The organism is Nocardia sp. No.11, assembly GCF_038752175.1.
Lineage (GTDB): Bacteria > Actinomycetota > Actinomycetes > Mycobacteriales > Mycobacteriaceae > Nocardia > Nocardia canadensis.
The window spans coordinates 1-13,098 of sequence record NZ_JBCGFB010000149.1 but is presented as its reverse complement, the minus strand read 5'-3'; the positions used below and the strand labels follow the sequence as shown (position 1 = coordinate 13,098).

7 protein-coding genes are annotated in these 13,098 nt (G+C 73.4%); 3 read left to right on the top strand and 4 right to left on the bottom strand.

The annotated features are described in order from the left end of the window. On the bottom strand, nt 1–446 hold a 446-nt coding region (locus V8688_RS28320), incomplete at its 3' end, for an EamA family transporter (RefSeq protein WP_342802079.1). A 272-nt stretch (nt 447–718) separates the two neighbouring features. On the opposite strand from V8688_RS28320, the gene V8688_RS28315 reads away from it, so the two are divergent. From V8688_RS28315 to V8688_RS28305, 3 genes are all read left to right on the top strand, one after another. Then, nucleotides 719–1,420 carry a response regulator transcription factor gene (locus V8688_RS28315; protein ID WP_218719762.1) on the top strand — a complete coding sequence of 234 codons (702 nt, stop codon included), beginning with the start codon at nt 719–721 and terminating at the stop codon, nt 1,418–1,420. Next, complete coding sequence (locus V8688_RS28310; protein ID WP_342802078.1) at nt 1,417–2,460, top strand: ATP-binding protein; 1,044 nt, start codon at nt 1,417–1,419, stop codon at nt 2,458–2,460. The genes V8688_RS28315 and V8688_RS28310 overlap by 4 nt, the downstream gene beginning before the upstream one ends. 71 nt (nt 2,461–2,531) lie before the next feature. Continuing rightward, on the top strand, nt 2,532–4,820 hold the full coding sequence (locus tag V8688_RS28305; protein WP_342802077.1) for a DUF4153 domain-containing protein: 2,289 nt from the start codon (nt 2,532–2,534) through the stop codon (nt 4,818–4,820). 7 nt (nt 4,821–4,827) lie between these two features. On the opposite strand, the gene recD is transcribed toward V8688_RS28305, so the two are convergent. From recD to V8688_RS28290, 3 genes are all read right to left on the bottom strand, one after another. Beyond that, nucleotides 4,828–6,786, bottom strand: coding sequence for an exodeoxyribonuclease V subunit alpha (recD, locus tag V8688_RS28300; protein WP_342802076.1), 1,959 nt, complete (start codon nt 6,784–6,786; stop codon nt 4,828–4,830). Nucleotides 6,787–6,853: 67 nt separating this feature from the next. After that, a complete protein-coding gene (locus tag V8688_RS28295) occupies nt 6,854–10,219 on the bottom strand; it encodes a UvrD-helicase domain-containing protein (RefSeq protein WP_342802075.1) in 3,366 nt (1,121 codons plus the stop codon). Further along, nucleotides 10,216–13,098: exodeoxyribonuclease V subunit gamma (locus V8688_RS28290; protein ID WP_342802074.1), on the bottom strand; the 2,883-nt coding region annotated here is incomplete at its 5' end. The genes V8688_RS28295 and V8688_RS28290, both read right to left, overlap by 4 nt.

The following is a 13,098-nucleotide window of genomic DNA, read 5'->3' as shown; positions in this document are numbered from 1 at the left end:
CCGACCAGGATCGCCAGGCCGGCGATCGCCAGCGCAAGGGTCGCGCCGCGGCGCCGGTCGAGTCGCCGACGACCGGTGCGGTGGTCGACCAGCGCGACGACGACGGGTGCCGCGCCGATGGTGACGAGCGTGGCCAGGACGACCGAGGACGCCGCGATGGCGGCGAAGTAGCAGGTCTGGAACACCGCGGCCGCCGCGCCGACCGCGCCGATCCGCCGCCAGGCCGCCCGCCCGCGCGGTACACCGCGCCGCGCGAGCAGCGAGATCGCGACCAGGATCGCGCCACCGACACCGAGCCGATAGGCGGCGACCGCGATCGGGGCGAGGCCGGTGCGGTGCTGGACGAGGGTGCCGAGCAGACCGCCGGTGCCCCACAGGACACCGGCGGCGACGAGCGGGAACAGTCCACGGCGGGCGGGCGCGGACACGGACAGAGAAACAGACATCAGGGAATTCGCTCCTGCGACAGCGGGTGGGGGGTCGCGGAAACGAGGTGCGGACAGCGGCTGTGGAGGCACACACCATCGACGCCCGAGCGGTGCACGACGTCGCGCCTACCCGGTGGGTGGCACGCGTTCTCGGGGCACCTCGCTCAGGAGGCGGGCGGCGGCGTGGAGCGCGAGCACTGATGCACGTGGTCATGGTACCCAGCGCGCCGCACACAGAATCTCCACATTTGACGACGGAACCCTCCACACCGGCTCGCTAGGGTCTGACCATGGACATCAGTGGGGGCGCGACGGCAGCGCCCGCGCGGCGCATCCTCGTCGTGGACGACGAGGTGACGATCGCGGAGTCGGTCGCCGCGCGGCTGCGCGCGGAGGGATTCACCGTGACGGTGGCCCACGACGGTCCGGGTGCGGTGGCCGCGGCCGCCGCCGGGGAACCGGACCTGGTGGTGCTCGATGTGATGCTGCCCGGTTTCGACGGGCTCGAGGTGTGTCGGCGCATCCAGGCCGACCGGCATGTCCCGGTGCTCATGCTGACCGCCCGCACCGACGAGACCGACCAGCTCGTCGGGCTCGGGGTCGGCGCCGACGACTACCTGACCAAACCGTTCTCGATGCGGGTGCTGGCCGCGCGCGTGCACGCGCTGCTGCGGCGGGTCGACCGGGCCGCCGAGCGCGGCGAGAGCGCCATCGTCGTCGGCGATCTGCGGATCGACCTCGACGAGCGGCGGGTCTGGCGCGGCGCCACCGAGGCCAAGCTGACGCCGTTGGAGTTCGATCTGCTGGCTCGTCTCGCGCAGCGTCCCCGCGCCGTCCTGGCCAGGGAGCGGCTGCTCGAGGACATCTGGGATTGGTCCGACGCCTCGGGCACCCGCGCGGTCGACAGCCACATCAAGGCGTTGCGCCGCAAGCTCGGCGCCGATCTGATCCGCACCGTGCACGGTGTCGGCTACGCCCTGGACGCGCGATGAGCGAGCTGTCCGCCGACGCCGCGCGCACATTCCTCGACCGGGTGGCCGACCGGATGCCCCGGCCGCTCGATCCGCTGCGCTCCATCAAGCTGAAGCTGGCCGTGCTCATGGTGTGTTCGGGCGCGGTCGCGTTCGCCTACTTCTGGCTGCGGATCGGCTGGCTGCCGACGTTCACCACGCTCACCGCGATGATCATCGCGCTGGTCACCTCGCAGTTCCTCGCGCACGGCATCACCCGCCCGCTGCGCGAGATGACCGCGGCCGCGCGGCGGATGGCCCACGGCGACTACAGCTTCCGGGTCCGGGCCAGTTCCCGTGACGAGGTGGGGCAGCTGGCGACCGCGTTCAATCAGATGGCGGCCGACCTGGCCGCGGCCGACCGCCAGCGCCGCGACCTCATCGCCAATGTCTCGCACGAGCTGCGCACGCCGGTGACCGCGCTGCACGCGGTGCTGGAGAACATCGTCGACGGGGTGAGCGAACCCGATCCGGCGACACTGCGCACCGCGCTGGCCCAGACCGAACGGCTCGGCCTGCTCGTCTCCGAACTGCTCGATCTGTCCAGCATCGAGGCCGGCGCGTTCACCCTCGATCGCGAGAAGCTGCCGCTGGCACCGCTGTTGGCGGAGGTGATCGCCGAGGCCGAGGTGATGACGGCCGCACTCGGCCGCGGCGTCCGGTTCACCACCTCGATCGAGCCGGCCGGGGCGACCGTGCTCGCCGACCGGGCCCGCCTGCACCAGGTGCTGTTCAACCTGCTCGACAACGCGGCCAGGCATGGACCGGCCGGCGGTGAGGTCCGCGTGTCGGCGCGGGTCGTCCCCGGCGCGACGGTCCTCGAGATCCAGGACGAGGGTCCCGGTATCCCGGAGGCGGACCGCGCCACCGTCTTCGACCGATTCACCCGGGGCGGGCGCACCGACGGCGGCGGCACCGGCCTCGGCCTGGCCATCGCGCGCTGGGTGATCGACCTGCACGGCGGCACCATCGCCGTCGCCGACCCCGGCTCCCGCATCCGCGTGGTCCTGCCCGCGGACTGACCCGACCACATCCCGACTCACCATCCCGGACCCACGTCCCGGGACGATCCCGCACACCCATCGGAGGGGACATGACCGCAGAATCCACCACCCCGCGAACACCCGGCCAACCCGCGGCCACCGCCACGGCGACCACCACCGACCCCGCTCCCCCACCGAGGCCCGCGTCCGCGCCCTCGATGCCTGCCATGCCCTCGTTACCGCCGCCGCCACCGGTCTACCGGCGCCGGTACCACGTCGCCCGCCCGGCCGGTGTCCTGCCCGCCGCGGCCGTGGCCGGCATCGTCGGCGCGACAGTGATTCCCCTCGATCGCCCCGGCATCGGCTGGCTCCTGGCCGGCGGTGTCGTCGCGGGTGCGCTCGGCGTCGTCGACCACCGCGCCCGCAGGTCGGCCGATTCCGGCACATCGACGCCGGGTCCCGCGCAACCCGACACGCTCACCTCCGCCGGGACGACGCCGTCGATCGGCGACCCGGCCGAAGGCAGCCCGTCGACTGTCGTGCCTACGCCCACGGTCGGGTCCGCCGAGACCGAAGTGGCTGCGGCGCACAAGGCTTCGACCACCTATTCCGACGCCACCCCGGCACACGCACCGGGTTCGTCGGGCGCTCCGGTACCGGCGGACGAGGACACCTCGATCGCGGCTCCAGCGCCTTCCGATCCCGTTACGGCGCTGGACAAGACGACACCACAGGCTGCACCCGCCGGTTCCGCGTCCGCTACGGAGATCCTCGAATCCGAGCCGACCGACAGCGCTGGTGCCCCCCAGTCCGCTCCAACGCCGGACAGCCCGACCGTTGTCACCAGGGAGACGAGCCGCTCGGCACCGACGAGCCGGTCCGCTGCGGAAGCAACAGAATCGGATTCGAGTGCCGATGCGCACCGCGAATCCGCACCTGCGGTGGCCGCCGCCCCAACCACATCCGCTCCGTCGAGCGTCGAGAATACCCCGCCCGCCACAGAAGTTCCGTCTACTTCGACTCGCACCGCACCCCCGACCGCGGTGACTCCCCCGCCGCCGACCGGCGCTACCGAGACCGCCGGTGTCGACCCGGTGCCCGCGGCGACGGTCGGACCGGCGACCGGCGAGTCGGCATCGCGTGTGCCGACACCGCCGGACGCGAGCACCTCGCCGACTGCCGAGGCCGTGGCCGCGCGGCATCGGCTGTGGTGGACCGCCGCCGCGCTCGCGCTGCTCGGGGTCGGTGCGTTCCGGGCCGCGGGGTGGTTGTTCGTGCTGTGTGTGCTGGCGGCGTGTGTCGCGGGCTCGCTGGGGGTGTTGGGGCGGCGATCGAATCGCGGGATCGTGCACGACATGGTCGCGGTGCCGTTGGCCTCGGTCGGGGCGGTGCCGTGGGCCTTCTCGGGGGTGCGCGGGGCGCGGCCCACGGAGCTGTCGAGCGTGCGGCGCTATGGTGCGTCGGTCGCGGTGACGGCCGCGTTGCTCGTGGTGTTCGTGCCGCTGCTGGGCGGTGCGGACGCCACCTTCGCCGAGTTGCTCAGTGGGTTGGTGCCGTCGATCGATGCGGCGACGGCCTGGCAGTGGATTCTGCTGTTCGCGGTGATCGGGATGGGTGCGCTCGGCGGGCTGTACCTGCTCGCCGGGCCGCTCGCCGCCGCCGACGCCCAGCCGCGGCCCGCCCGGTTGTGGACGCGCAGCGAATGGATGCTGCCGGTCGGCGCGCTGACCGTGCTGTTCGGCGTGTTCCTCGGTGCCCAGTTCGTCGCCCTGTTCGGCGGTGACGACTATGTCCAGCGCACCGCCGGTCTCACCTACGCCGAGTACGCGCGCAGCGGCTTCTGGCAGCTGTCGGTGGTGAGCATCCTGACCCTGGCGGTGATCCTGGCGGTGCTGCACTGGGCGTCGCAGGAGACGGCCGCCGACCGGCGCTGGCTCCGGGTCCTGCTCGGCGCGGTGAGCGTGCTGGCGCTGGTGATCGTGGGCTCGGCGCTGGCGCGGATGTGGACCTATCAACAGGCCTACGGCTTCACGGTGCTGCGCCTGCTGGTGGAGGTGTGTGAGCTGTGGGTCGGTCTGGTCTATGTGCTCGTGCTGGTCGCGATCGCCCGGCTGCGCTGGAGCTGGGTGCCGCGCGCCGCGGTCGGCACCGCGCTCGCCACCCTCCTCGCGCTCGCCGTGCTCGACCCGGAACGCTTTGTCGCCGAACGCAATATCGCCCGCTGGGAACACGGCAAGCGGCTCGACACCGAGTATCTGAGCACCCTGTCCCCGGACATCCTGCCCGCGCTGGACGGGTTGCCCGCCGGGCTGCGCGCCGACATCGAGGACCCGATCCGCGCCGACCTCGACGACGACCACTGGTGGTCGTGGAACCTGTCGCGCGGATCGGCGCGCTGAGGCCGGGTCAGGACTGGGTGCTCCGGGACAGTCCGCTGGCCCGGAGCACCCGTCGTCCGATCGCGGCGCGAATGGACTCCTCGGTGCCGATGATGCGCACATGGGTGCGGGCGCGGGTGATCGCGGTGTAGAGCAGTTCCCTGGTGAGCAGCGTGGATTCGGGTTCGGGCAGGACGACCGAGACGGTGTCGTACTGGCTGCCCTGGCTGCGGTGGATCGTCATCGCGAACACCGTGACGACGGCCGGGAACTGGGTCGGATGCACGAGGTAGGGCTCGCTGCCGCGCTGCAGGGCCGCCCGCAGCGACCCGTCGGGCCTGCGGACGATGACGCCGGTGTCACCGTTGTAGATCCGCGCCTCGTGATCGTTGGCGGTGACCAGCAGCGGCTGGCCGGGATACCAGGCCGCTTGCGGCCCTTCGGGTCCCGCGCCACCGGCCGCGGCCCACTCCGCGGCCATCCGATCCCACCGCTCCACCCCGAACGGACCCTGCCGATGCGCGCAGAGCAACCGATGCGATTCCAGCGCGGTCAGCGCGCCGACCGCGTCGCCCGCGTTCGCGGCGGCGGTGACCGCGAGGGCCGCCCCGGTCACGTCCGCCCGGACCGCCGCGGTCTCGTCGGGCGCGCACAGTGACACGTCGTCACCACCGGCCCGCAGGATCGCCAGCGCGGCATCGGCATCGCCTGCCCGCACCGCGACCGCCAGGTCGGCGATTCGGCCGCCGAAGCGCCGCCCTCGGGTCAACCGGACGATGCCACCGCGCAGGCGGCGCTGTTCCAGTGCGCTCAGCGACTCCGGATCCCGTGGCGCCCCTTCCTGATGCGCCACGCCGGTCGGGAACTCCACCCGACCGTCCGCCGCATCATCCGCGGCCCCAGGACTCGGATCGGAGCGCAGCAGCTCCCGCAGTGCCGGATTCGGCGCGCCGCTGATCGGGCCCGCGACCAGGTCGGCCAGCACCGCACCGGCATCGACGGAGGCCAGCTGATCCGGGTCGCCCACCAGGACCAGCCGGGTGTCCGGTCGCAGTGCCGAGAACAGGTGGCTCATCATCGTCAGTGACACCATGGAGGTCTCGTCGACGACGACCACGTCGTAGGGCAGCCGGTTGTGCGCGTGGTGGCGGAATCGTGTGGTGCGCCCCCGCTGCCAGCCGAGGAGGCGGTGCAGGGTGGCGGCGGTCAGTTCGGGGAGCCCGAGTTCGGCGGCCTGTTCGCGCACCGCTTCCTGCAGGCGCGCGGCGGCCTTGCCGGTCGGCGCGGCCAGGGCGATCCGCAGGGCGGGAAGTTTGGGGGTGGCGCGGCGGTGGGCGGTGAGCAGCGCGAGGATGCGGGCGATGGTGTGGGTCTTGCCGGTACCGGGACCACCCGCGACCACCGTGGTCCAGTGGGTGGCGGCGAGCGCGGCGGCCAATCGCTGCCGGTCCGGCCCCGCGCCGAGGGGGTCGGCGAACAGCCGATCCAGTTCGGCGCGCACGAGCGCGGTGTCGATCTCCGGGTGGTCGGCACTGCGCACGGTGAGGACCCGTCGCAGGGTCTGCTCCTGCTGGTAGTACCGGTCGAGGTAGAGCAGCGCGCCACCCTCGGCGTCGGCTTCGACCAACCGCAGCGGCCGCAGCGGACCGGCCTGCCCGCCGCGGATGAGCGGACTGCGGCGCAGCGCGGCCAGCACCTGGTCGGTGTCGGGCCACGGCAGGGTGGCCGGATCGATTCCCGCCGCGGTGTCGCGGCTTTCGTCGGCATCGATGCCGATCTCCCGCATCCTGGCCAGTTCCAGGCACACCGAGCCCGACCGCACCGCACGCACGGCGAGAGCGGCCGCGAACAGCACGTCCTCGGACTCCTCGCGTCCCATCCGGCCCAGCCGCACCGCGACATGCACATCCGCGGCGGAGAGCACCCCGGCCTCGTTGAACACCCGCAACAGCCCGGTTCCGCGCTGCGCCACCTGAATCGACGTCACCGACCGACCTCCCCGGAGCGACGGCGGTCGGCCACGACCGACCTACGCGGGTCGTGTCCACGCGCGGTCATCGTGGTCCTCCCGCGAGCAGATCCGACAGCGCGACAACGAGTTCGGCGGGCGGATGCCAGTCGAACACGCCGTGGCCGGGCGGGGTCAGCGCACCGATCATGCCGCGCACGAACAGGTACCGCGCGCCACCGAGGTGCCGGGCGGGATCGTAGCCTGGCAGCCGCCAGCGCAGATAGCGGTGCAGCGCCACCGCGTACAGCAAGGCCTGCAGCGGATAGTGCGAGCGGATCATCTCGGTCACCATGTGCTCGCGACGGTAGTGCTCGACGGTGAGATCACCCGTGCCGAGCCGGTTCGTCTTGTAGTCGACGATCAGGTAGCGGTGCGTCCCGGCGTCGCCGGGCACCCGCAGCACGGCGTCGATACTGCCGGTGAGGTAGCCGCGCAGGACGGTGTCGGGCAACGCGGCCAGGTGGTCGGCGTAACCGGCGAGCACGTCGTCGGCGGGCAGATGCGTCCGCAACAACTCGGCGACGGCGTGCATCCCGGCCGACCGCGCGCCCGGGGTGTCGCCGCCACCGAGGGGCAGTTCGAATTCCAGCTCGCACAGCCGGTCCCGGGTGGCGACCGCCGCGAGCGAGCCGAAATCGGCGGGGGTGCGCAGGACCTCGAGCAGGGCGGTGGCCAGCAGGTCGACATCGAGTTCGGCCATGGTGTGCTCGACGGCCTCCGCACAGCGGGCGGCGACCTCGACGGCCAGATCCGGGGCCGAGGTGTCGACGGTTTCCAGGATGCCGTGCACGAGGGTGCCGAACTCGGCGCCGTAGGGCAGCGCGTTCATCAGCGACGGCGCACCGGTGTCGACGGCGGGAGCGTCGAGCGGGGCGTCGGCCGGCTCGTCGTCGGGTCCGGGCCCGTCCTCGGGTTCTTCCTCGCTGACCCCGGCCAGATCGTGCGCGCCCGCGGTGAGCGCGGAATACGACGTCCGCCGCCACTGCTGATCGAGTACCCGCGAGAACGCCGCGACAGCCAGCTCACCGGTCGGCAGTTCGGTCCTGACCCGGCGCGGCTCGACATCGTCGGGCCGGTCCACCGCGGTCACCGAGATCACCTCGGACGCGGGCGCCGCCCACTCCACGAGTCGTTGCACGGCAGCGGCGTCCGCGGGGATGTCGGCGCGGCGCGGAACCTGCGCCGAGCCGGGCCTGCGGCCCAGGATCATCCGGTGCAGCGGTGCCGCCGCGGTGGTGACGGCGGGTGCCCACCAGGCGACGACCTGGCACATGGCACGGGTCAGCGCGACGTAGAGCAGCCGCAGCTCCTCGCCCGATTCCTCGGCCTCGCTGCGCAATTGGCGCTCACCGTAACCGGGTGCTTCCTTGCCGCCGATATCGAGCACCCTGGTGCCGTTGTCGTCGTGGAACAGCAGCGTGGCCGGATACGGGTTCTTGGCGCTGTCCCATGCGAAAGGCAGGTACACGAGCGGGAATTCGAGTCCCTTGCTGGCGTGCACGGTGGCGATCTGCACGGCGGCGGCGTCGCGGTCCAGGCGCCTGCTGCGGCCGCTGACGCTGCCCGCCTCCGGATCGCGGACCCGATCGGCCAGCCAGCGGGTCAGCGCGGTCAGGCCGAGCCCGTCGGCCAGGGCCACCTCGTCGAGCAGCTGGGCGAGGTGGCGCAGGTCGGTGAGTTCGCGCTCGCCGTTCTCCACCGCCAGCAGGCGCGGCGCGAGATCGGTCTCGGTGGCGAGCTTGTCGAAGACCGCGGCGAACCCGGCACGGGCGAACAGGCGCGCCGCCTCCCGCAGCTGCGTCGAGACCCGCCCGACGAGATCGGCTCCCCCGGCATCGATCTCGGCCACCGTGACGCCCAGGATCGGCGTGCACGCGGCCAGCCGGACCCGGTCACCCCGATGCGGCTGCTCGAGCGCACGCAGCACCCACAGCCAGTCGGTGGCGGCCACGGTGGCGAACACACTGGTGCCGCCGGCCAGCACGGAGGCGACCCAGACCCGGTCCAGCGCCGCCCGCACCACATCGATCTGGGTGCGGGTCCGCACCAGTACCGCGATGTCGCCGGGCCCGATCGGCCTGCGCACCCGGCCGTCGCCGACCTCGGTGAGCGAATGATCGGCGCCGCGTTCGGGTTTGGCCTCGATGGTGGCGCCGGACTCGAGCAGGGTGACGATGTCGGCGGCCAGGTCGTCGGCCACCTCGGCGCGCTGCCTGCCGACCGAGGGGAACCCCGACCGGTTGCGCGGGCCCGCGCCGGTCCGCGGCAGCACCCGCAGCCGCAGCGGGGTGATCACGTCCGGATCGCCGTGCAGCCGGGTCGCCGGCCGGGTCGGCGTCACCGGATAGACGCTGATCTCCGGATGACCCAGTTCCGCCCCGCCACACAGGTGGTCGAGCGCCCGCAGCAGTCCGGCGTCGCTGCGCCAGTTGCGGGTGAGTTCGCTGCGCCGCTCGGCCAGCGCGACCGCGTCCAGGTAGCTGAGCACCTCCGCGCCACGGAAGGCGTAGATGGCCTGCTTCGGGTCGCCGACCAGCACCAGCGTGGCGTGTTCGTGGAAGGCCAGGCGCAGGATGTCCCATTGCAGCGGGTCGGTGTCCTGGAACTCGTCGACCAGCGCGACCCGGTACCGCTGCCGGATCCGTGCGCACGCGCGTGGGCCGTGGTCCGGGTCGGCCAGCACCTCGTGCAGCAGCACCAGCAGATCGTCGAAATCGCGCAGTCCCGCCCGACGCTTGCGGCGTTCGGTCTCCGCGCGCACCGCCGTCGCGAAGGCCACCCGCTCCCCCGCCGCACCGTCGGTGCGCGGCGCCAGGTCGGCATGGCGGTCGTGCACGGCGGCCAGCGCGAGGGTGTGCGCCTCGCGCACCGTGAACGGCGCGCGGTCGCGGGCGTAGCGGGCGAGGTAGAGGTCGTCGGCGACGGTGGCGACCAGCTCGTCGACCGATTCCACCAGTCGCGCGCCCGGATCGTGTTCACCGGCCAGGCCCAGTTCGTCGAGCATCCGCTGACAGAACGAGTGCGTGGTGGCGATGGTCCCCGCGTCGAAATCGGCCAGGGCGGTGAGCAATCGGTGCCTGCGCAGGCGCACGGTCGCCGGATCGGTGTCGGCCAGCGCGCGCACCAGCTCGTCCGGATGGACCCGCGCGGCGCCCGGATCGGCGAGCGCGGCGGCGACCGTCACGAAGCGGTCCCTGGTGCGCTCGCGCAGTTCCTGGGTGGCAGCGCGGCTGAAGGTCACCAGCAGCAGCTCGGTGATGGCGATGCCCGCCTCGGCGACGTAGCGCACCGCGAGACCGACGATGGCGTGGGTCTTGCCGGTGCCCGCGCTCGCCTCGAGCACCGTGGTGCCCGCCGGTAGTGGTCCGGCCGCGTCGAAGGCGGCCGGCGCCGAGGTCGTCCCCGTCACGGCTGCCCCTGACTCTCCGCCGCCAGCAGCGGCGCCCACCAGCGCCGCGCGATCGCCCCGAACCGGGTGCTCTCCGGTTCGCCCGCCGGGGCGGGAGCGGCGGCGAAACGGTCGAAGCGCGGGGCCCGGCCCCACACATAACGCAGATAGCGGTCGGTGTGGTCACCGAACTTGTCGGGACCGTTGGGGCCGCCGTCGAAGGCGTGTTCGGCGGCGAGCAAGGCGTCGGCGACGCTGTCGCCCCGGAAACGGCGTTCGGCGTAGGCGGCGGTGGCGGCCGGTGCGACCGGTAGCGGCTCGCACAGCCCTTCGTCGCGCAGCCGGACCAGCTCGCGGAGCACCGCCAGCGCGGCGGGCGCCTCGGGCGCCACGATCACCGACCGGGCGACCGGCCTGCTGCGGAACTGACCGCGCCCCGTGCTGATCGCCCGCCACGACCGATCCTCGGTCGCGGCGAGCGCCAGCAGCGAAACCCAGGCGGCCAGGCGATGTTTCGGGGCCAGCCGGGAGTAGGTGGTGCGCACCAGCGTCTCGCCGCGGACCTCGGGCACGGTGCCGGCCAGGGTGCGGCCGCCGCCGAGGTCGACGGCGATGTCGACCGCGCGCGGACTCGCTTCGTAGTCGGGCTGGGCGGTGCGCACGAGCGTGTCGACGGTGCCCTCCACCTCGTCGAGGACCGCGCCGCCGAAAGCGAAGGGCGGCAACGTGCCGCGCCGCCATTCCGCGGCACGCAGCCCGGCGGGGTCGGCGCCGGTGAGCCGCGCCGACAGCATCCGTTCGCCCAGATCCCATTTCGCCAGGCCGTCGAGTTCGATGGGCAGCTGGTCGGCGATGTCCTCGGCTTCCTCGGGCACCCGCAGGCCGAGGCGCTGCCACAGGAACGCGCGCACCGGATGCTCGGCGAAGGCGATCAGCTCCGCCAGTGCCACATCCCCCTGCGGGACCGGCGGCAGCGGATCGGTCAGCAACGGCGGGCGCGGCCGCGCGGGCCGGGCGGCCGCACGGGCGCCCGCCAGCGCGACAGTGTCGAAGCTGCGCGGCCGCTCGGGGGCGAAATTGCGCCGATCGAAGGCCTGGAGGGGATGGCGGACGTGCANCAGCAACGGCGGGCGCGGCCGCGCGGGCCGGGCGGCCGCACGGGCGCCCGCCAGCGCGACAGTGTCGAAGCTGCGCGGCCGCTCGGGGGCGAAATTGCGCCGATCGAAGGCCTGGAGGGGATGGCGGACGTGCACCGCGGCCATCGCGTCCGGACCGACGTGGGCGGCGAGGACGTCGAGCAGCTCGGCCACCGGCACCGCAGGCGGGCGCGCGGCACCGGTCACCGGGTCGGCGCCGGTGTGCAGGATCAGCAGCCGTTCGCCCGCCGCCATGATCGCGTCGAGCAGCAGCTGGCGGTCCTCGCTGCGGGCATCGCGTTCGCCGACGAGCGGGTCGCGGGCCAGCAGGTCGTCGCCGTCGACGGAGCCCGGCCGCGGGAAGACTTCGTCGTCGAGGCCGAGCAGGATCACCACCCGGTGCGGCACCGACCGCATCGGGACCAGCGTGCACACCGTGAGTTCGCCGGTGCGGAAATTCGCCCGTCCGGGTCCGCCCGCGAGGCGACCGGTCAGCAGCACCGCGACATCGGCCAGGCGCAGCGGCGTCCGGCCCGCGTGCTCGGTGGCGGCGACGATCTCGCGGCGCGCCTCGGTCCGGATCCAGGAGTGCGCGTCGGGCACATCGGTGAGCAGGTCGACCGCGCGCAGCAGCACCGCCGTCCACTCGGCGGCCGGTCGCGGGCCGCGCAGATCGCGCAGGCAGACGGCGAGCCGGTCGACGAACTCGGCGAAGCGCCCCGCCAGATCGACATCGTTGGAGTCGACGTCGTCGAGCGGCAGGGCCAGGTCCAGCCAGTCGTCGCCGGATTCGTCGGCGGTGACGCCGAGCAGGATCCGGTCGACCGCGGCGTTGAGAGTGTTCTGCGCGAAGTCGGCCAGGCCGAACGCCTCGCGCTGACGCTGCCCGATCCCCCAGCGGGCGCCGGACTCGGCGGCCCATTCGCGCAGCCGCTCGATGTCGTCGTCGTCGAAACCGCAGCGCCTGCGCACGGTCTCGCTCGCCGCCAGGTCCAGCACCTGCGTCACCGTGACGCGACCGTCGGCGAGCTCGAGCAGCTCGATGACCACCGCGAGCATCGGGTTGGTGACCGCCCGCCCACGGTCGGCGAGCCGCACGCGCAGCTGGTGGGCCGGGTGCTCGCCCTCGACGGGCAGATCGACGGCGCCGGTGCCGCGGTGACCGAAGGCCGCGCGGACCAGCGGCGCATAGGCCTCCACGTCGGGGCACATGATCAGCACGTCGCGCGGTTGCAGGTCGGGGTCGGCGGCGAAGGTCGTCAGCAGCAGGTCGCGCAGCACCTCGACCTGGCGGGCGGGGCCGTGGCAGGCGTGCAGCTCGACACTGCCGTCGGCTGCCGCGCCCGGCCCGGGGACCTGGTCGTCGCGGATCGCCGCCTGGACGATGCCGAGCAGCGTGGCGTTCGCGGGCGCGCCGGGGAGGTGGATGGTGCTGTGCAGCACCGGGTTCAGCCGCCGCTGGAGTTCCCGCACGTCCCTGGCCAGGCCGGCCAGGAGCGGGTGCCGGACGAGGTCGGCGGTGTGGTCGGCCGAGCGCGTCACCACCGGCGCGTCCACCTCCCCGTGGAGCCGTGTGACAGGGTCGGCCGCCGACAACGCCGTCCACATCGCGGGGCTCGGATGGGCCAGCCAGAGGTGGACGTCGCGGTGCTCGGCCAGCGCGACGAGCACCGCGAGCTGATCGGCGGGCAGCCGGGTGAGGCCGAACAGGGACAAGCGCGCGGGCAGGTCGACCGAGTCCGGTGCGGCCCGCAGCCGCGCGCA

Bases quoted from the DNA above. Each gene is read 5' to 3' on its own strand.
- V8688_RS28315 (WP_218719762.1), top strand. From the start codon at position 719: ATGGACATCAGTGGGGGCGCGACGGCAGCGCCCGCGCGGCGCATCCTC.
- V8688_RS28310 (WP_342802078.1), top strand. From the start codon at position 1,417: ATGAGCGAGCTGTCCGCCGACGCCGCGCGCACATTCCTCGACCGGGTG.
- V8688_RS28305 (WP_342802077.1), top strand. From the start codon at position 2,532: ATGACCGCAGAATCCACCACCCCGCGAACACCCGGCCAACCCGCGGCC.